Annotated in this window: 14 protein-coding genes, 2 rRNA genes and 2 riboswitches; of the genes, 13 read left to right on the top strand and 3 right to left on the bottom strand. The window is 72.3% G+C overall.

All coding sequences use genetic code 11. The features are described from left to right. The 9 genes from POF43_RS08075 to POF43_RS08035 all read left to right on the top strand — a co-directional run. A 23S ribosomal RNA gene (locus tag POF43_RS08075) occupies window positions 1–110 on the top strand; the annotation flags it as partial. Window positions 111–186: 76 nt separating this feature from the next. Beyond that, window positions 187–303 (top strand): 5S ribosomal RNA (gene rrf, locus POF43_RS08070). 191 nt (window positions 304–494) lie between these two features. After that, window positions 495–1103 carry a cardiolipin synthase ClsA gene (gene clsA / locus POF43_RS08065; RefSeq protein ID WP_271315788.1) on the top strand — a complete coding sequence of 203 codons (609 nt, stop codon included), beginning with the start codon at window positions 495–497 and terminating at the stop codon, window positions 1101–1103. Window positions 1104–1240: 137 nt separating this feature from the next. Beyond that, complete coding sequence (locus POF43_RS08060) at window positions 1241–3736, top strand: mannose-1-phosphate guanyltransferase (protein WP_271315789.1); 2496 nt, start codon at window positions 1241–1243, stop codon at window positions 3734–3736. Window positions 3737–4327: 591 nt separating this feature from the next. After that, a complete protein-coding gene (locus POF43_RS08055) occupies window positions 4328–5173 on the top strand; it encodes a double zinc ribbon and FHA domain-containing protein (protein ID WP_372515893.1) in 846 nt (281 codons plus the stop codon). A 27-nt stretch (window positions 5174–5200) separates the two neighbouring features. Next, a complete protein-coding gene (ftsR, locus tag POF43_RS08050; protein ID WP_271324172.1) occupies window positions 5201–5956 on the top strand; it encodes a transcriptional regulator FtsR in 756 nt (251 codons plus the stop codon). Window positions 5957–6012: 56 nt separating this feature from the next. Beyond that, window positions 6013–6486 carry a bifunctional nuclease family protein gene (locus POF43_RS08045; protein ID WP_271315791.1) on the top strand — a complete coding sequence of 158 codons (474 nt, stop codon included), beginning with the start codon at window positions 6013–6015 and terminating at the stop codon, window positions 6484–6486. A 304-nt stretch (window positions 6487–6790) separates the two neighbouring features. After that, on the top strand, window positions 6791–7327 hold the full coding sequence (locus POF43_RS08040; RefSeq protein ID WP_303659256.1) for a MerR family transcriptional regulator: 537 nt from the start codon (window positions 6791–6793) through the stop codon (window positions 7325–7327). 302 nt (window positions 7328–7629) lie between these two features. Then, window positions 7630–9072, top strand: a complete 1443-nt coding sequence (locus tag POF43_RS08035) for a DNA polymerase IV (protein WP_282704477.1) — start codon at window positions 7630–7632, stop codon at window positions 9070–9072. Window positions 9073–9600: 528 nt separating this feature from the next. On the opposite strand, the gene POF43_RS08030 is transcribed toward POF43_RS08035, so the two are convergent. Further along, window positions 9601–9999, bottom strand: a complete 399-nt coding sequence (locus POF43_RS08030) for a PRC-barrel domain-containing protein (RefSeq protein WP_271322342.1) — start codon at window positions 9997–9999, stop codon at window positions 9601–9603. Window positions 10000–10155: 156 nt separating this feature from the next. Then, window positions 10156–10264: riboswitch (glycine riboswitch) on the top strand. Between the two features lies 1 nt (window position 10265). Then, window positions 10266–10393: riboswitch (glycine riboswitch) on the top strand. 65 nt (window positions 10394–10458) lie between these two features. Here POF43_RS08030 and gcvP point away from each other — a divergent pair. Next, a complete protein-coding gene (gene gcvP / locus POF43_RS08025; RefSeq protein ID WP_271322341.1) occupies window positions 10459–13344 on the top strand; it encodes an aminomethyl-transferring glycine dehydrogenase in 2886 nt (961 codons plus the stop codon). Between the two features lie 90 nt (window positions 13345–13434). Here gcvP and POF43_RS08020 read toward each other — a convergent pair whose 3' ends face one another. After that, window positions 13435–14019, bottom strand: a complete 585-nt coding sequence (locus POF43_RS08020; protein WP_271322340.1) for a hypothetical protein — start codon at window positions 14017–14019, stop codon at window positions 13435–13437. A 585-nt stretch (window positions 14020–14604) separates the two neighbouring features. On the opposite strand from POF43_RS08020, the gene POF43_RS08015 reads away from it, so the two are divergent. The 3 genes from POF43_RS08015 to POF43_RS08005 all read left to right on the top strand — a co-directional run bounded on the left by POF43_RS08015 (window position 14605) and on the right by POF43_RS08005 (window position 18389). Next, on the top strand, window positions 14605–16101 hold the full coding sequence (locus POF43_RS08015) for a glutamate-cysteine ligase family protein (protein WP_271315701.1): 1497 nt from the start codon (window positions 14605–14607) through the stop codon (window positions 16099–16101). 162 nt (window positions 16102–16263) lie between these two features. Beyond that, window positions 16264–17439, top strand: coding sequence for a YhgE/Pip domain-containing protein (locus tag POF43_RS08010; RefSeq protein ID WP_271322339.1), 1176 nt, complete (start codon window positions 16264–16266; stop codon window positions 17437–17439). Between the two features lie 182 nt (window positions 17440–17621). Next, a complete protein-coding gene (locus POF43_RS08005; protein ID WP_271315703.1) occupies window positions 17622–18389 on the top strand; it encodes a CPBP family intramembrane glutamic endopeptidase in 768 nt (255 codons plus the stop codon). 315 nt (window positions 18390–18704) lie between these two features. Here POF43_RS08005 and POF43_RS08000 read toward each other — a convergent pair whose 3' ends face one another. Then, window positions 18705–19526 carry a PhzF family phenazine biosynthesis protein gene (locus tag POF43_RS08000; RefSeq protein WP_271322338.1) on the bottom strand — a complete coding sequence of 274 codons (822 nt, stop codon included), beginning with the start codon at window positions 19524–19526 and terminating at the stop codon, window positions 18705–18707. Window positions 19527–19537 lie beyond the last annotated feature (11 nt).

Raw genomic sequence — 19537 nt, 5'->3', positions numbered from 1 at the left:
CCCCTTTGAGGGGTTAAGGCTCCCAGTAGACGACTGGGTTGATAGGCCGGAAATGGAAGCACTGCAAGGTGTGGAGTTGACCGGTACTAATAGGCCGAGGGCTTGTCCTCAGTTGCTCGCGTCCACTGTGTGGTTCTGAAACCACGAACTATCATGGTCATCATGAATGCAATGGTTTCATTGTGTTTCGGTGGTCATGGCGATGGGGAAACGCCCGGTTACATTCCGAACCCGGAAGCTAAGCCTTTCAGCGCCGATGGTACTGCAGGGGGGACCCTGTGGGAGAGTAGGACGCCGCCGAACATTTTTTGGGCCGTTGGCCCCTGGTAGTCGTTGAGACCGCCGGGGGCCAACGGTCATTTTTTATTTGTGGGGGCGGTTCCCGGCGAACCGCGATGCGGGCGGCCGACCCCTGTGGGGCGGCGGCCGGCCGTCCTTGTAGGGTCAGGTGGCATTGTCGGCGACGTGAACAGCAGGTACAGGAGGAACCCCGGGTGGAGGTCCAGGAGACACGGGTCCAGACGGACCGGGTCCTCACCATCCCGAACATTCTGAGCATGGCCCGCCTGGTCGGCGTGCCGGTGTTCCTGTGGCTCATCCTGTGGCCCGAGTTCGGCGGGCCCAACTGCGACGGCTGGGCCCTGCTGCTGCTGGCGCTCAGCGGGGTCAGCGACTACCTGGACGGCAAGCTGGCCCGGCGTTGGAACCAGATCAGCAAGCTCGGCAAGGTCCTCGACCCGGCCGCGGACCGGCTGTACATCGTCTCGACCCTGGTGGGGCTGACCTGGCGGGAGATCCTGCCCTGGTGGCTGACCGCGATCCTGGTGCTGCGCGAGCTGATGCTCGGCGTGATGGTCCTCGTACTGCGACGGCACGGTTACGGCCCGCCACAGGTGAACTTCCTCGGTAAGGCGGCCACGTTCAACCTGATGTACGCGTTCCCGTTGCTCCTTCTGAGTGCGGGCAGTGGCTGGCTGCACACGCTCGCTGCTGTTTTCGGATGGGCTTTCGCGGGTTGGGGTACAACGCTCTATTGGTGGGCAGGAATCCTGTACGTGGTCCAGGTCCGCCGACTTGTCCGGTCGGACGCCACGGTCGACTAGCCCGCGCAACCCGGCATGCCGCACGGCAGCTGGAGTCCTGATGCGAGGCCGGCGCGCAACGATGCGCGAGGTCAGCGGGTCATCCCGGAGGGATGAGGTCGGCTTACTGTCGTCTCTTCGAGGAGGACGCTTCCGACATGAAGGCCGTCGTGATGGCCGGCGGCGAGGGCACGCGCCTTCGCCCCATGACCTCAAGCATGCCCAAGCCGCTCCTGCCGGTCGCCAACCGGCCGATCATGGAGCACGTACTTCGGCTGCTCAAGCGGCACGGTCTGACAGAGACCGTGGTGACCGTCCAGTTCCTGGCATCGCTCGTCAAGAATTACTTCGGCGACGGCGACGAACTCGGCATGGAGCTCACCTATGCCCATGAGGAGAAGCCACTCGGCACCGCGGGGAGTGTCAAGAACGCCGAGGACGCACTCAAGGACGATTCGTTTCTGGTCATCTCCGGTGACGCGCTCACCGATTTCGACCTCGGCGATCTGATCCGCTTCCACCGGGAAAAGGGCGGGCTGGTCACCGTCTGTCTGACCCGTGTTCCGAATCCGCTGGAATTCGGAATCACGATTGTCGACGACGAGGGCAAGGTCGAACGTTTCCTGGAGAAGCCGACCTGGGGACAGGTCTTCTCCGACACGGTGAACACCGGTATCTACGTGATGGAACCGGAGGTCTTCGACTACGTCGAGGCCGACACCTCCGTCGACTGGTCCGGTGACGTCTTCCCGCAGTTGATGAAGGAAGGCAAGCCCATCTACGGCTACATCGCCGAGGGCTACTGGGAGGACGTCGGCACGCACGAGAGCTACGTGAAGGCCCAGGCGGACGTGCTGGAAGGGCACGTGGACGTCGAGATCGAGGGCTTCGAGATCTCGCCGGGCGTCTGGGTCGCCGAGGGTGCCGAGGTGCACCCGGACGCGGTGCTGCGCGGGCCGCTGTACATCGGCGACTACGCGAAGGTCGAGGCCGGCACCGAGATCCGCGAGCACACCGTCATCGGCTCCAACGTGGTGGTGAAGACCGGCGCGTTCCTGCACAAGGCGGTGATCCACGACAACGTCTACGTGGGTCCGCAGACCAACCTGCGCGGCTGCGTCATCGGCCGCAACACCGACGTCATGCGGGCCGCCCGGATCGAGGACGGCGCCGTCATCGGCGACGAGTGCCTCATCGGCGAGGAATCCGTCATCCAGGGGAACGTGCGGGTCTACCCGTTCAAGACCATCGAGGCGGGCGCGTTCGTCAACACCTCGGTGATCTGGGAGTCGCGCGGCCAGGCGCAGTTGTTCGGCGCCCGTGGTGTGTCCGGCATCCTGAACGTGGAGATCACCCCGGAGCTGGCCGTGCGGCTGGCCGGAGCGTACGCCACCACGCTGAAGAAGGGCGCGACCGTCACCACGGCCCGTGACCACTCCCGTGGCGCGCGGGCGCTGAAACGTGCCGTCATCTCCGCCCTGCAGACCAGCGCCATCGACGTGCGGGACCTGGAGAACGTGCCGATGCCGGTGGCGCGGCAGCAGACGGCCCGCGGCAGTGCCGGCGGTGTGATGATCCGGACGACCCCCGGGGTACCGGAGTCGGTCGACATCATGTTCTTCGACGAGCGCGGCGCGGACCTGTCGGCGGCCGGGCAGCGCAAGCTCGACCGGGTCTTCGCCCGGCAGGAGTACCGGCGCGCATTCCCCGGTGAGATCGGCGACCTGCGGTTCCCGGCCAGCGTCTTCGACTCCTACACCGGCGCGCTGCTGCGCGAGGTGGACATCACCGGGGTCCGGGAGGCCGGGCTGAAGGTCGTGGTGGACGCCGCCCACGGCAGCGCCGGCATCGTGCTGCCCAGCCTGCTGGGCCGGCTCGGCGTCGACGCGCTGACCATCAACCCGGGCATGGACGAGGCGCGGCCCACCGAGACCGCGGAGGAGCGCCGGGCGGGCCTGGTGCGGCTGGGGGAGATCGTCGCCTCGGCGCGGGCCTCGTTCGGGGTGCGGTTCGACCCGGTCGGCGAGCGGATCTCGCTGGTCGACGAGCGCGGCCGGATCATCGAGGACGACCGGGCGCTGCTGGTGCTGCTCGACCTGATCGCCGCCGAACGCCGCAGCGGCAAGGTCGCGCTGCCGGTGACGACGACCCGGGTCGCCGAGCAGGTCGCCGCCTACCACGGCACCCAGGTGGAGTGGACCACCACGTCGCCGGACGACCTGACCCGGGTGTGCCGGGAGGAGTCGACCATCTTCGGCGGCGACGGGCGCGGCGGGCTGATCGTGCCGGAGTTCAGCAGCGTCTTCGACGGCTCGGCGGCCTTCGTGCGGCTGGTCGGACTGGTCTCGCGCACCCAGCTCACCCTGAGTCAGATCGACGCGCGCATCCCGCGGGCCCACGTGATCAAGCGGGACCTGCCGACCCCGTGGGCGGTCAAGGGCATGGTGATGCGCCGGGTGGTGGAGGCGGCCGGGGACCGGTCGGTCGACACCACGGACGGCGTGCGGGTGGTGGAGCCCGACGGGCGCTGGGTGATGGTGCTGCCCGACCCGGCCGAGGCGTTCACCCGGCTGTGGGCGGAGGGCCCGGACGACGCCTCCGCGCAGGAACTGCTCGACGAGTGGAGCCGGGTCGTGCAGGGCGACGGCGAGTGAGGGTCAACTCGGTCGCCGGGTAGGGCGAACCGTTTCCGCGGTGCCCCGCCGGGCCGGCCGGCGGGGCACCGCGCGTCCCGCGCCGGCCGGCTCGGCGCGTCATGACCGCCGCGTTCGAGAACAGCCGGTCCGACGTGCGACGATGTGCCGCACGACGCGCCGGCCGCGGTCCGTTCACCGGTCCCGGCGGCGGCCCTGGCCGCTGCCCGCGGCCAACCGCCGTGCCGGGGCCGGCTTGTGGAAGTCGTCCCGCCGGTCGGGAACGCCGGGGCGGTCCGGGGCCGTTCAGCGGGTGATGTCGCAACACGTCGGCACGGCCGGGGAGTTGGAACGCAGGTCGGGCGGGAAAGAGCGGTGTGACGGCCTGGTCGGGGGTATTCGCCGGGACGAGGAAGAAGATCGTCCGCGATGCCTTGCGGTCGGCGAATCAGCTTGACTACGCTCGGTTGTCAGGTCAGTGAGGTGGGAGAACATGGAGTGGAGCGGGGGCTTGGGAGACCGTGCGGGGGGTCGGCGTTCGGGCGGCGCGGTCGGTAGGGGAAACTCTGTAGTGACCTGGTTCGTTGTCAGGACGGCCGGGTCGGTCGGCTGGTGTTGCGAGGGTTCGTCCTGCCCCACGGGCGGGTCTGTTTCGTTCAAGGGGAATCGCCCGTGAAGTTGTTTGGGAAGCTGTTCGGAAAGAGCGCACGGCAGGAGGGTGACCCGGCTACGGCGCGTCACCGGGCACCGCGCAGTGCGCAGGATGACGCGGCCGAGGGGCCGCGCCCGCTGTTCCGCGACGAGACCGTTGCCCCGGACGGCGGTACTTCGGGCGGCCACGGCGGGGCGTCTGTTGACCCTGCCGCCACCGGCCGCATAGGTTTCGAGGACTCATCCACCTCGGGTACGGGGCAGCCGCAGGAGGCATCGGCCTTGGTGTGCAGCAGGTGCGGACACCACAACGCGGAAGCCGGCCGCTTCTGCTCGAACTGCGGTGCGCCGCTTCGTGGCGGGGTTCCGTCGGAGCGTGCCTCCGAGACCACCTCGACCATCTCCATCTCCGGTCTTGAGGCGTACGACTCCGAGACCACCGGCCAGACGGCGCTGCCGTCGCTGTCGCCGGAGGCACAGGCCGCCGTCGAGGCGCTGCCGCTCGGCTCGGCGCTGCTGATCGTGCGGCGCGGTCCGAACTCCGGCAGCCGCTTCCTGCTCGACAGCGAGCTGACCACCGCGGGCCGCCACCCGCAGAGCGACATCTTCCTGGACGACGTGACGGTCTCGCGGCGGCACGTGGAGTTCCGCCGCGGCGAGGACGCCCGTTTCACCGTCTCCGACGTCGGCAGCCTCAACGGCACGTACGTCAACCGGGAGCGGATCGACGCCGTCGCGCTGGTCAACGGCGACGAGGTGCAGATCGGCAAGTACCGTCTGGTGTTCTACACGAGCCAGCGGGTCTGACCAGCGGAGACCCGCGAGGGAAGGGTCATGGTTCGCACACCGTCGGGCGGTGCCGGAAACGGCACCGCCGCCTCGGCCGGAAGGCTGATGAGCATCGGAGCGGTGCTCGGACAGCTGCGTGACGAATTCCCCGAGGTCACCATCTCCAAGATCCGCTTCCTGGAGGCGGAAGGACTGGTCGATCCCCGGCGTACTCCGTCCGGGTACCGCAAGTTCAGCGAGCCGGACGTCGCACGGCTGGCGCAGGTGCTGCGGATGCAGCGTGATCACTACCTGCCGCTGAAGGTCATCAAGGAACACCTGGAGGCGGCCGGCGGCGACGAGCCGCCCGCCGGCTCCGGCACGGGCCCGTCCGCCGGCACCCTCGCGGCCGACCCGGCCGCCGTGCCGCGCGAGAGCGCCGAGCCCGGCCCGCCGCTGCTGCTGCGCCGTGCGGAGCTGCTGGACGCCACCGGCGCCGAGGAGGCGGAACTGGCCCAGTGGGAGTCCTACGGCCTCGTGGAGGCCGACGACGAGGGCCGCTACGACGTCGGGGCGGTCACCGTCGGCGCGCTGCTGAGGGAACTGGGCGCCTTCGGCCTGGAGCCCCGGCACCTGCGGGCGGTCAAGGCGGCCGCCGACCGGGAGGCCGGACTGGTCGAGCAGGTCGTCGCCCCGCTGCGGCTGCACCGCAACCCGCAGACCCGGGCGCACGCCGAGGCCACCGCCCGCCGGCTGGCCGATCTGTCGGTGCGGCTGCACGAGGCACTGGTCCACTCGGCCCTGCGATCACGCCACGCCTGACCAGCCGATCCGCTCCCGACTACCCAAAGTCTTCGGTGACGGCCTAGGGTTGGTGTGTGAATGAGCTCGACGTCGTGGGTGTCCGGGTTGAAATGCCCTCCAACCAACCGATCGTGCTTCTGCGGGAAGTAGGAGGCGACCGGTACCTGCCCATCTGGATCGGACCGGGCGAGGCGACCGCGATCGCCTTCGCCCAGCAGGGTATGACTCCCGCACGCCCACTTACCCATGACCTCTTCAAGGACGTCCTGGACGCGGTGGGACAGCAGCTGACCGAAGTGCGGATCACCGATCTGCGCGACGGCATCTTCTACGCGGAACTGGTCTTCGCCGGCGGTGTCGAGGTGAGTGCCCGCCCGTCGGACGCCATAGCGCTCGCCCTGCGGACCGGTACGCCGATCTATGGCAGCGACGGTGTGCTGGACGACGCCGGAATCGCCATCCCGGACGAGCAGGAGGACGAAGTGGAGAAGTTCCGCGAGTTCCTCGACCAGATTTCGCCGGAGGATTTCGGCACCAGCAATCAGTAACTGTTTGCTCACGCTCCGTCCGGGCGGCGGGCGAAAGGCCCCCTATTCCCCGTTCGAGGTCACGTCAAACCACACTCGGGGTGGAAATCACCCGGCGTGGCGAGTGTGGCGATCGTTGACGCACCCGGAGTGACTCCCTACCGTCGAGTTGGAGTGTCCTGGACAGGATCCGCATCGCGCGTCGTCCAGCGGCGGCGGGCAGTGCCGTGAATGCGCGCTCCCGGGATGCGAAGGGACGGAGGTCGACGTGAGAAGCACCGGCGACGGGACGGCAGTGGGCAGTGTTTTCCCGGTTCGCGGGGCGCTGGCGCGCTCCTCGCAGCCCGGGGCCGGTGACGACGACGCCGCCGAGCGGGTCGGCTACCGCGGCCCCACCGCGTGCGCGGCGGCCGGCATCACCTACCGCCAGTTGGACTACTGGGCCCGCACCGGCCTGGTGGAGCCCTCGGTCCGGCCGGCCCACGGCTCCGGCACCCAGCGGCTCTACAGCTTTCGCGACGTCGTGGTCCTCAAGATCGTCAAGCGGCTGCTGGACACCGGCGTGTCGCTCCAGAACATCCGCACCGCCGTCGGCCACCTGAGCACCTGCGCGCCGCAGGACGTCGCCCGGATGACCTTGATGTGCGACGGCGCGACCGTCTACGAGTGCACCTCCACCGACGAGGTCGTCCGGCTGCTGGAAGGCGGCCAGGGCGTCTTCGGGATCGCGGTGGGCGTGGTGTGGCGCGACGTGGAGAACAACCTCTCCCAGCTGCACGGGGAGCGGCTGGACACCGGCGAGACCCTGATCGGCCACAACCCGTCCGACGAACTGGCCCGCCGCCGCACCCGCGCCGTCTGACCGGACGGGCGGCCGCGTGCCGCCGCCCGGCCCCGGCGTGCCGCGGGCTTGGTCCGGTGGTGCCGCCGGCTCGTGCCTGCGGTGTCGCCGGAGTGGTCCCGCTGTGCCGCCCGGCCTGCGCGCCCGGCCTGTGTCGGCTGTGCCCGCCGCCGTGTCCCGCTCACCCCCGGCCTGTCCCCGCGGTGCGGTGCCGTGCTTTCGGTGTGCCGCCCCGGCCTGTTTCCGCGGGGCGGCCGTGCCGTTGCCGTACCGCCGTCGCGCGTTCCCGCCCGTTGTCAGTGCGGTAGGGCAGCATCGGGGGTGTGAGGAGCACGCCGACCATCCTGCATCTCGACATGGATGCCTTCTTCGCCGCGGTGGAGCAGGCGTCCAAGCCGAGCCTGCGCGGCAAGCCGGTGATCGTCGGCGGGCTGGGGCCGCGCGGGGTGGTCTCCACCGCGTCCTACGAGGCGCGGGTGCACGGGGTGCACTCGGCGATGGCCATGGCGCACGCCCGCCGTCTGTGCCCGAACGCGGCCTACCTGTATCCCCGGTTCACCCTGTACCGCCAGGTGAGTGACATCGTGATGACCCTGCTGCACGAACTGTCGCCGCTGGTGGAGCCGCTGAGCCTGGACGAGGCCTTCGTCGACCTGGCGGCGGGTGACAGCGGCCGGCGGCTGGCCGGGCTCGGGCACCGGGAGGTGACGGCGGCGGCGCGCGGGACGGCCGAGGCGCTGCGCGCCCGGATCGCCGAGGCCACCGGGCTGACCGCCTCCGTCGGACTGGCCGGCTCCAAGCTGCTGGCGAAGATCGGCTCGGAGGCGGCCAAGCCGGACGGCCTGGTCGTCATCGAACCGGGTACCGAACGCGACTTCCTCGGCCCGCGCAGCGTCCGCACCCTGTGGGGCGTGGGCCCGGCCACCGCCGAGCACCTGCGGCGGGCCGGGATCACCACGATCGCCGAGGTCGCCGAGACCGGGGAGGCCGAGCTGGTGCGGCTGCTGGGCAAGGCGCACGGCGCGTCGCTGCACGCGATGGCCACCGGTCGCGACGACCGGCCGGTGGTGGCGGAACGGGACGTGAAGTCGATATCCGTGGAGGACACCTTCGACACCGACCTGACCGACCGGGCCCGGGTGCGGTTCGAGGTGGCCAGGCTGGCCGACCGCTGCGTGCGGCGGCTGCGGGAGGCCGGCCGGTCGGGGCGCACCGTGGTGCTCAAGGTCAGGCACTACGACTTCACCACGCTGACCCGGTCCGAGACGCTGCGGGCGCCCACCGACGACCCGGGGGTGGTCAAGGAGACGGCTGCCCGGCTGCTGGAGTCGGTCGTGACCACGGGCGGCGTGCGGCTGCTCGGGGTGGGGGTGGCCGGGCTGGCGGACTTCACCCAGGAGGACCTGTTCGCCCAGTTCGCCGAGGAGACCGCCGCGCGGGAGGAGGCCGCCGGCGACGGGACCGCCGCGGCCCCGGAACCCGGCGCGCCGCCGCCGGAGCCCGCCGAGCGCCGCTGGAGACCGGGGCAGGACGTGAGCCATCCGGAGTACGGGCCGGGCTGGGTGCAGGGCAGCGGCCTGGGCCGGGTCACCGTGCGGTTCGAGGTTCCCACCGGCCGGCCGGGCCGGGTACTCACCCTCGCCATCGAGGACCCCGCCCTCCAGCCCGCCGAACCGCTCCCCCTGACGTCCTGGACCCCGCCGCCCGGTTCCCCGGAAGCGGGACCCCCGGAGGCCGGACGGGACGGGGACGCGGGGGCCGCCTGACGCGCGCGGAGGGGGTCGCGGGGTCGCGGGCGGGGCGCGGAAGGGGCTGGACGGGACCGTGGGCGCCGGCGCGCGGCCGTGGACGGGCCGGGATGGGGCTGCACGTCGGCGCCGCTCAAGGTGGCGGACGGGGAGGTACGCGCCCGTGACGGGCGCGGAGGGGGCTCGGCGGGGAGCGGGTGCCGCCCGGTGCCCGGCTTGGCCGGCGGGTCGCCGAAGGGGCCATGGGCGTCGTCCGGAGCACGTCAGGGCCGGAGCGGGTCAGGACCGGAGCTGATCGAGGTCCGGCGCGTCAGGGCCGGAGCAGGTCGGAGCCGGAGCAGGTCAGGGCCGGAGTGTGGGGACCGGCGCGTCAAGGCCGGAGCACATCAGAGTCGGAGCAGGTCAGGGCCGGAACGTCGGAACCGGCGCGTCAGGGCCGGAGCACATCAGGACCGGAGCACATCACGACCGGCACCTCAGAGCCGGAGCCGCTTCGTCGCCCGTGCGGTGCGGGGATCGCACGGCGGTCGGCCGGAGAACGTGCGGTCAGCCGGCCGGCCGGGGGCCCTCCTGGTCGCCGGCGACGTGGCCGAACGGCGGTGCGTCGGGGGTCGGGTGCTCGGTCTGCGGGGGCGGCACCTGGAGGCCGTAGTGGTGGTAGAGCTGGAGTTCCTGCTCGGGGGACAGGTGGCGGCCGACGCCGAAGTCCGGGGCGCCCTTGACCAGGGACCTGTCGAACGGGACGCGCAGGGCGTCGTCGCGCAGCTCGCTGGGTTCCAGGGGGACGAACGCGTCGCGGCCGAAGAAGCCGGTGCGTACCGCGGCCCACTCCGGTTCGCCGGTCGCGTCGTCGAGGTACACCTCGTCCACCGTGCCGATCTTGACGCCGTTGCGGTCGAAGGCTTTGCGGCCGATCAGGCTTCGAGGATCGATATCGGTCTGCACGGTTCCTCCAAGTGGTCGCAACCGGTCCAACGTAATCACGAAAAGCCACAATCGCAGACATGTCGAATCGAGCCGGTCGTGCGGCGACCGTCCCGGAAGGCGACCAGCGCCACATTCGCCAACGTCGGCCCCGCTGGTACGCTGGTCAACGGCTGCTGACCCCGTGCGGGAGAGTCCCGGAGACCGAGCGAGAAGCGACGTCACCGGGCGCCGAAGGAGCAAATCCTCCCCGGAATCTCTCAGGCATCCGTACCGCACGGACGAGGTCACTCTGAAAAGCAGGGGGAAGTCCTTCCGGTGTGCGCGCGACCGGACCGGTTCCCCCTCACCGACGGTGAAAATCGCGCTGCCCCCGGGCGGGCGGTGAAACTCTCAGGTTGATGACAGAGGGGGAGGCCGATCGGGCATCCGAGCAGAGGGTGCCCCAGCAGGTCGTTTCGACCAGGAGGCCCTCCGCTGATGACCGACCGACGCATCCCTCTCGCGCGCCTGGAGCGCGGCACCCCCTTCGAGCAGCGCCACATCGGTCCCGACGCCGCGGCGCAGGCGAAGATGCTCGCCCAGGTGGGATACGGCTCCCTGGACGAGCTGACCGCCGCGGCGGTGCCCGGCACGATCGCGATGTCCGGCGCCCTGGACCTGCCCGAGGCCCGTACCGAGGCCGAGGTCATCGCCGAACTGCGTGCCCTGGCCGACCGCAACCAGGTGCTGCACCCGATGATCGGCCTCGGCTACTACGGGACGTTCACCCCGGCCGTCATCCTGCGCAACGTCATGGAGAACCCCGCCTGGTACACGGCGTACACGCCCTACCAGCCGGAGATCTCGCAGGGCCGGCTGGAGGCGCTGCTCAACTTCCAGACGATGGTCGCCGACCTCACCGGGCTGCCCACCTCCGGTGCCTCGCTGCTGGACGAGGGCACCGCGGCCGCCGAGGCGATGGCGTTGTCGCGCCGGGTCGGCAAGGTCAAGGGCGGCGTCTTCCTGGTCGACGCCGACTGCTTCCCGCAGACCGTGGCGGTCATCGGCACCCGGGCCGAGCCGGCCGGTGTCGAGGTGGTCGTCGCCGACCTGTCCGACGGCATCCCGGCCGAGGTCGCCGAGCGCGGCGTGTTCGGCGTGCTGCTCCAGTACCCGGGCGCCTCCGGCGCGGTCCGCGACCACCGGGCGGTCATCGACCGCGCCCACGAGCTCGGCGCGGTCGTCACCGTCGCCGCCGACCTGCTCGCCCTCACGCTGCTGACCCCGCCCGGTGAGCTGGGCGCCGACCTCGCCGTCGGCACCACGCAGCGGTTCGGCGTGCCGATGGGCTTCGGCGGCCCGCACGCCGGCTACCTCGCGGTGCACGACCGGTTCGCCCGCAGCCTGCCCGGCCGGCTGGTCGGGGTCTCGGTCGACGCCGACGGCGACCGCGCCTACCGGCTGGCCCTGCAGACCCGTGAGCAGCACATCCGGCGCGAGAAGGCCACCAGCAACATCTGCACCGCGCAGGTGCTGCTCGCGGTGATGGCCGGCATGTACGCCGTCTACCACGGCCCCGACGGGCTCGCCGCCATCGCCCGCCGCGTCCACCGCTTCGCCGCCGTGCTGGCCGCCGGCCTGCGTACCGGCGGCGTCGACGTCCGCCACGGCGCGTTCTTCGACACCGTCACCGCCGCGGTGCCCGGCCGTGCGGGCGTCGTCGTCGCGGTGGCCCGTGCGACCGGGGTCAACCTGCGGCAGGTCGACGACGACCACGTCTCCATCGCCTGCGACGAGACGACCGGCCGCGAGCAGGTCCTGGCGGTCTGGGAGGCGTTCGGGGTGCACGCCGACCTCGACGCGCTCGACGCCGCGACCGGCGACGCGCTGCCCGCTGAACTGGTGCGCTCCAGCGACTACCTGACCCACCCGGTCTTCCACCAGCACCGCTCCGAGACCGCCATGCTGCGGTACCTGCGGCGGCTGTCGGACCGCGACTACGCGCTGGACCGCGGCATGATCCCGCTGGGCTCGTGCACCATGAAGCTGAACGCCACCACCGAGATGGAACCGGTCACCTGGCCGGAGTTCGCCGCGCTGCACCCGTTCGCCCCGATCGAGCAGGCCCAGGGGTACGTCACCCTGATCACCGAGCTGGAGGAGCGGCTGGCGGAGATCACCGGCTACGACCGGGTCTCCCTTCAGCCCAACGCCGGTTCGCAGGGCGAGCTGGCCGGCCTGCTGGCGGTGCGGGCCTACCACCGCGCCAACGGCGACACCGGCCGCACCGTCTGCCTCATCCCGTCCTCCGCGCACGGCACCAACGCCGCCAGCGCCGTGATGGCCGGCATGCGGGTCGTGGTCGTGCGCACCAGCGAGGACGGCGACGTCGACGTCACCGACCTGCGGGCCAAGATCGACGCGCACCGCGACGAGCTGGCCGTGCTGATGGTGACCTACCCCTCCACGCACGGCGTGTTCGAGGACAACATCACCGACGTGTGCGCCGCGGTCCACGAGGCGGGCGGCCAGGTCTACGTCGACGGCGCCAACCTCAACGCGCTCGTCGGCCTAGCCCGGCCGGGCGCGTTCGGCGCCGACGTCTCCCACCTCAACCTGCACAAGACGTTCTGCATCCCGCACGGCGGCGGCGGCCCCGGTGTCGGCCCGGTCGCGGTCCGCGCGCACCTGGCGCCGTACCTGCCCAACCACCCGCTCCAGCCGACCGCCGGACCGGACAGCGGCGTCGGCCCGGTCTCCGCGGCGCCGTGGGGCTCGGCCGGCATACTGCCGATCTCCTGGGCCTACGCCCGCCTGATGGGCGCCGAGGGCCTCAAGCGCGCGACCCAGGTGGCGGTACTGGGCGCCAACTACGTCGCCAAGTGCCTCGCGCCGTACTTCCCGGTGCTCTACACCGGCCCCGCCGGGCTGGTGGCGCACGAGTGCATCGTGGACCTGCGGCCGCTGACGAAGTCGACCGGCGTGAGCGTCGACGACGTGGCCAAGCGGCTGATCGACTACGGGTTCCACGCGCCGACGATGTCGTTCCCGGTGGCCGGCACGCTGATGATCGAGCCGACCGAGAGCGAGGACCTGGCCGAACTCGACAGGTTCTGCGACGCGATGATCGCCATCCGCGGCGAGATCGACCGGGTCGGCTCCGGCGAGTGGCCGGCCGGCGACAACCCGCTGCGCAACGCGCCGCACACCGCCGCCACCCTCACCGGCGAGTGGGACCACCCCTACAGCCGGCACGAGGCGGTCTTCCCGGCCGGTGTGGTGGCCGCCGACAAGTACTGGCCGCCGGTGCGCCGCATCGACGGTGCCTACGGCGACCGCAACCTGGTCTGCTCCTGCCCGCCGCTGGAGGACTACCAGGGCTGACCCCGCGACACGACACGACCGCCCGTCCCCGGAACGTTCCGGGGGCGGGCGGCCCTCGTCGGCGGGGTCGCGGCCGTGGCGGCGCGGCGGTCACACGGCGCGGTCCAGCAGCGGCGCCGGGGTCAGCCGGACCGCCAGCAGCGGCAGCAGGTCGGCGGCGCGGTAGGGGCGGTGCGCGGCGATGCCGGGCGGCGCCGGGGCCAGCGGGATGAGCACGTCGGCCGGCAGCGGACCGGCGCTGTCGTCGGCGCCGGTGTCCCCGTGCAGCCACAGGCACACCATGTACAGCCCCGGCACCGACAGCAGACGCGGCTGGTGGTCGCCGCCGAGCGCCTCCGACTGGCACAGGGCCCGTTCGGTGGAGGCCAGGTAGGGCCCGCCGCTGAAGTGCGAGAAGACCCAGCCGGCCGGGGTCAGCGCGGTCTCGGCCGCGGCCACCAGTCCGTCGGAGCCGCGCACCAGGAAGCGCCAGCCGGTCAGCCGGGCGCCCGGCAGACCGCCGCCGGCCGGCTCCGGGCCCAGCACGTGCACCGGCAGGGGGTGTTCGGCGACCAGGGAGCCGCCGGACTCGGTCCAGGACGCGGGCCGGAGCGCGCCGGGGACGGCGCTGGAGCCCAAGGCCGCGTTGACGCACTGGGAGACGGGCTCGGGGACCGGGGGAAGGTACAGCGGCATGATGGGTCGCCTCTCGTGGAGACAGGGGTGGTGCGGGCGGGTGCCGACGACGCTGTCAGCGCGTGCTGGTGCGATGGCGTTACGGGTCGCAGGCCCGTCCGGTCCGGCGTCCGGCGCGGTTGCGCCGTACGCGACAGGTACCGGCGGTGGCATCAGGACTCCGTGCGGCGCGCCGGCGTGTGCCGGGTGCGTCCGGGGAGTGCGACGTCTCAGCCTGTGGACGAAAGCTTATACGAGCGGTGTTCTCTCCCGGTTTCGGGCAGGAGTACACCGGGTTACAGCAAGGGGGTAATCAGCCTGATGTCGCGGGCAATTGACCCGAATTATGCCTGGTCGGCACTCCGCCGCCTGCGCGTACCCCCGAAATACAGATGGCTCATTCCCGGTCCCGGAACGCCGCCGGAGAATACGCGGAGCGGCCCCAACACTCCGTATGCCTCGGGAATGTGCCAAACGGGCCGCTTCTACGAGCCTAGCGCGAACCCGGCGCGCGCGGGAGCGTTACGGATCTGTTCGGTTGGGCATCATCGGGTCACGGCCCAAATGGTGAACGGGGCACGACCGGCGCGCGAGGAGGACGCTTCGATGGGAGAGAAGGTCGTGGCCACCGGGTTCGACCTGTCCGATCGGCAGCGGTACCGCAGGAAACTGCAGCAGTGCCTCACGGCGCTCGACCGGCTGCTGACGGAGAAACGGTTCGACCGGCCCCGCAACCTCATGGGTCTGGAGATCGAGTTGAATCTCGCCGATTCCGGGGGGCTGCCCCGGATGGCGAACGAGGAGGTTCTCGAACGCATCGCGAGCCGGGATTTCGTCACCGAACTCGCGCAGTGCAACATCGAGGTGAATATCGCGCCGCACCGGCTGTCCGGCCGGGTGCTCGACCAGTTGGCCGAGGAGTTGCGGATCGGGCTGACGTACGCCGACCGCAAGGCCGGCGAGGTCGGCGCGCACATCGTCATGGTCGGCATCCTGCCCACGCTCACCGCGCAGGACCTGGGCGGCGCCAGCCTCTCGCGCGCCGACCGCTACAAGCTGCTCAACGACCAGATCATGGCCACCCGCGGTGAGGACCTGGTGCTGGACATCGACGGGGTGGAGCGGCTGACCACCACCTCCGGCTCGATCGCGCCCGAGGCGGCGTGCACCTCGATGCAGATGCACCTGCAGGTGACGCCCGCGCGGTTCGCCGCGGTGTGGAACGCCGCGCAGGCCGTCATCGGGCCGCAGGTGGCCATGGGTGCCAACTCCCCGTTCCTGTTCGGCCGCGAGCTGTGGCGCGAGACCCGTCCGGTGCTCTTCCAGCAGGCCACCGACACCCGTTCGCCGGAGCTGGCCGCCCAGGGGGTGCGCCCGCTGACCTGGTTCGGCGAGCGCTGGATCAACGGCGCGTTCGACCTGTTCGAGGAGAACGTGCGCTACTTCCCGCCGCTGCTGCCGATCCTCGACGACGAGGACCCGCTGCGGGTGCTCGAAGAGGGCGGTGTACCGCGGCTGAAGGAGCTCACGCTGCACAACGGCACCATCTACCGCTGGAACCGCCCGGTGTACGCGGTCGTCGACGGGGTGCCGCACCTGCGGGTGGAGAACCGGGTGATGCCGGCCGGGCCGACCGTCACCGACGTGCTGGCCAACGTGGCGTTCTACTACGGCCTGGTGCGGGCGCTGGCCGACGCGCCGCGCCCGGTGTGGACCCGGCTGCCGTTCTCGGCGGCTGCCGCGAACTTCGACGCCGCCTGCCGGGACGGCATCGACGCCGAACTGCTGTGGCCGGGACCGGGCCGCGGCGGCCCGGTGGCGGTGCCGGCCGTGCGGCTGGTGCGCGACGAGCTGCTGCCGCTGGCCGCCGCCGGGCTCGACGCCTGGGGGATCGCCCCGGCCGACCGGGACCGCTACCTCGGCGTCATCGAGGAGCGCTGCCGGCGCCGCACCAACGGCGCGTCCTGGCAGGCGGCCGCCTTCCACGGCGCGCTGGAGCGCGGCATGGACCGGCACAAGGCGCTGATCGCGCTGACCCAGCGCTACAGCGAGCTGATGCGGTCCGGCGAGCCGGTCCACACCTGGTCGCCCGAGCTGCCCTGACCGGATGTGACCCACCGGACGCCGGGTGGCGGTCGCCCACGCGGTCCATCGGTTGTAATGTGCAACGTAGAAGTTGTAAAAGACAACCGATGTCCGGCGGCCGGCGCGCCACGCGACGCCGCCCCGCCCGGACTGAACGCACTCGGTCTGGAGATCCACCGCATGCCGGCGACCACCCACCCGTCGCACGCCGCCACCCCGCCCGGCGCGCTGCGCCACGTCCTGGTCCACCTGCTCACCCCGCTGCTGATGTGCCTCGGCATGGGCCTGGCCTACCTCGGCGCCTTCGGCGACCCGGCCCCGCACCACATGCCGGTCGCCGTCGTCGCCCAGGACGCCGGCCCGCGCGCCGCCACCGGCGCCCGGGTGCTGGCCCAGACGCTCCAGGACCACGCCGCCGGCGGACTCGACGTACGCACCGCGCCGAACCGGGCCGACGCCGTACGCCTGGTGGAGCACCGCCAGGTCGCCGGCGCCTACGTGATGAGCCGCGGCACGCCGGAACTGCTGGTCGCCACCGCCGCCTCGGGCACCGACGTGACGGTCGTCCAGAAGGTCTTCACCCCGGTCGCCGACCAGCAGGGCACCCCGCTGAAGGTGACCGACCTGGTGCCCACCGCGCCGCACGACCCGACCGGGCAGGGCCTGTTCTTCCTGCTGGTCGCCGTCAGCATCGGCTCCTACGCCGCGGTCGCGGTCATCGGCGGCACCGGCGCGAGCCTGCGGCTGCGCACCCGGGCGCTGACCGCGCTGGGCATGTCCGCCGTCGTCTCCCTGGCCGGCGCCGTCCTGGCCGGACCGCTCTTCCACATCGTCGACCACAGGCTGTGGGGCGTGTGGTCGCTGGCCTGGCTGTACTCGGCCGGCATCCTGCTGCTGGGCACCGGACTGCACACCTTCCTGCGCCGCTGGACCACGCTCGGGGTGATGGTCTTGTTCGTCATGCTCAACTTCACCTCCTCCGGCGGCGTGCTGGCCCCCGACACGCAGAACGGCTTCTTCGCCGCCCTGCACTCCTTCTGGAACGGCGCCGGCTTCCTGGAGGGCGCCCGGAACCTGGTGTACTTCGACGGCCGCGGCACCGGCCGGCCCGTAGTGACACTGGCCTGCTGGCTGGTGGCCGGCCTCGGCGCGCTGCTGGCCGCCGGCCTGGCCGAACGCGCCCGCCGCGCCGAACAGCGGCGCACCGCGCTCGACGCCTCCGCGGTCGCCTCCGCGGCCCTGCGCGCCGCCGGCCCCGGCACCCCGGCGCCCGGTCCGGGGCATGCGGCGGCCCGCGACGACCTGGAGCGCTGGAACGCCGAGGAGGAGGAAGAGGAGGAGACCGTCGCCGTCTGACGCCCCGGCCCCGCCCCCGCCGCCGTGCCGTTGTCGCGTTCCACAGACGTCCGGTCTACGGTGTGCGGTCTACGGGGACGACACACCAGGAGGCACGGGTGCGGGCGCAGCGGGACGGCGGAGCGGACGGCACCCGGCCGCACCGGGACGGCGGCGGGCCCGGCGGCGCGTCGGCGCTGACCATGGCGGACGGCTCGACGCTCGGCCGCCGGACGCTGGCGCACGAGACGCTGCTGGTGCTGGCCCTGTCGCTGGGCGCGAGCGCGGTGAGCGCGCTGATCAGCTTCATCGGTTCGGTGACCGCACCGGGACCGCTGAAGAACCAGGCGGCCACCCTCGTCGGATCGCAGGCGCCCGGCCGGCCGTGGCTGGACCTGGCCTGGCAGGTCTTCGGCGTGGCGACCGCGCTGGTGCCGGTCCTCCTGGTCGCCCACCTGCTGACCCGGGAGGGCGTGGGCCTGCGCTCCATCGGCTTCGACCTGCGCCGGCCGCGTTCCGACCTGGCGTGGGGCGCCTGCGTCGCCGCGGCCATCGGCGGCACCGGCCTGCTGCTCTACCTCGGGGCGCGCGGCGCCGGCTTCAACCTCACCGTGGTGCCCGAGTCGCTGCCCGCCGTGTGGTGGCGCGTTCCGGTCCTGGTGCTGGCGGCCGTGCAGAACGCGGTGCTGGAGGAGGTCGTGGTCGTCGGCTACCTGCTGCGCCGCCTGGACCGGCTGGGCTGGAGCGCCGGCGCCGCGCTGGCCGCGAGCGCGGTACTGCGCGGCTCGTACCACCTGTACCAGGGCCTCGGCGGCTTCGTCGGCAACATGGTGATGGGCGTGGTCTTCGTCCTGCTCTACCGCCGCTGGGGCCGCGTCGGCCCGCTGGTGGCCGCGCACTCCCTCATCGACACCGTCGCCTTCGTCGGCTACGCGCTGCTGGCCGGGAAGGTCGGCTGGCTTCCGACGTGACGGGGCCCGGCTTCCGGCGTGACGGGGGCGGGGCGGCGGTGACGGGGCCGAGGCGCGGGGGCTGACGTGATGGCGGACGGGGAACGCCGGCCCGCGTACCGCGCCGGCCGTGGCGTGGCCGGCGCCTGACGCGGCGTCAGGTCGTCCCGCGTCCCGCACGTCGTCTCCCGGCGCGGTGGCGGCACGGGACCGGGGCCGTCTCCCGGCGCGATGCGGCGCGAGGCCGGCCGGCGCCGCGCCGTTGCCGCCGCACCCGTTCCGCGCCCCCGGCCCCGCCCCCGTAACGTCACCGCCGTCGGCTCGGACGCCCACGGCTCAGACGCCCTCGGCCAGTTCGGCCAGCATGACGGTCACCGCGGTGCCGGTGAGCAGGACGCGGTCGCCGCGCAGGCCGGTGCCGACCAGGCCGGTGCGGGCGGAGGCCTGGAGGCCGGTGAGGTCCGGGCGGCCCAGGCGGGCCGACCAGAGCGGTGCCAGCGCGGTGTGCGCGCTGCCGGTGACCGGGTCCTCGGCGATGCCGACGGCCGGGCCGAAGAAGCGCGAGACGTAGTCGTAGCCGGCGGACGGGTCCTCGGCGAGCGCGGTGGCGATGATCCCGCGGTACGGCAGCGCGGCCAGCGCGCGCGGGTCGGGCGTCAGCGAGCGCACCGCCTTCTCGTCCGCGAGCTCCACCAGCAGGTCGCCGATGACGTCGCCGGTGTCGTGGGCGGCGAGCACGGTGGCGCCCAGGGCCTCGGCGGTGCCGGCCGGCGGTTCGACCGGGGTCAGCGGCGCGGTGGGGAAGTCCAGCGTGATCGAGCCGTCCGCTGCGCCGGCCGCGGTCAGCGCGCCGCCGCGGGTGGCGAACGACAGGGTGCCGCTGTCCGCCGCCGTCGTCAGCAGTACGTGCGCGGTCGCCAGCGTGGCGTGCCCGCACAGGTTGACCTCGGCGGCCGGCGTGAACCAGCGCAGCGCCCAGCCCGCCGGCCCGCCGGCCGGCAACCGGTGCGCGAACGCCGTCTCCGACAGGTTGATCTCCGCGGCCAGCAGCCGCATGCGCTCCTCGGCGGGGAAGTGGTCCTCCTCCAGGACCACGACCGCGGCCGGGTTGCCCGCGAAGGGCCGGTCGGTGAAGGCGTCGACGATGCGGATTCTCATGACAGCGGACG

Origin of the sequence: Streptantibioticus silvisoli (genome assembly GCF_027947535.2) — a bacterium.
Lineage (GTDB): Bacteria > Actinomycetota > Actinomycetes > Streptomycetales > Streptomycetaceae > Streptantibioticus_C > Streptantibioticus_C silvisoli.
Note: the sequence above shows the minus strand (reverse complement) of the source record. Positions and strands in the feature narration are given on the sequence as shown.

Excerpts from the sequence above, each read along its gene's own strand:
- gcvP (WP_271322341.1), top strand. The coding sequence starts at position 10,459 with ATGACCGACCGACGCATCCCTCTCGCGCGCCTGGAGCGCGGCACCCCC.
- POF43_RS08020 (WP_271322340.1), bottom strand. The coding sequence starts at position 14,019 with ATGCCGCTGTACCTTCCCCCGGTCCCCGAGCCCGTCTCCCAGTGCGTC.
- POF43_RS08010 (WP_271322339.1), top strand. The coding sequence starts at position 16,264 with ATGCCGGCGACCACCCACCCGTCGCACGCCGCCACCCCGCCCGGCGCG.
- POF43_RS08000 (WP_271322338.1), bottom strand. The coding sequence starts at position 19,526 with ATGAGAATCCGCATCGTCGACGCCTTCACCGACCGGCCCTTCGCGGGC.
- ftsR (WP_271324172.1), top strand. The coding sequence starts at position 5,201 with ATGGTTCGCACACCGTCGGGCGGTGCCGGAAACGGCACCGCCGCCTCG.
- POF43_RS08060 (WP_271315789.1), top strand. The coding sequence starts at position 1,241 with ATGAAGGCCGTCGTGATGGCCGGCGGCGAGGGCACGCGCCTTCGCCCC.
- POF43_RS08015 (WP_271315701.1), top strand. The coding sequence starts at position 14,605 with ATGGGAGAGAAGGTCGTGGCCACCGGGTTCGACCTGTCCGATCGGCAG.
- POF43_RS08005 (WP_271315703.1), top strand. The coding sequence starts at position 17,622 with ATGGCGGACGGCTCGACGCTCGGCCGCCGGACGCTGGCGCACGAGACG.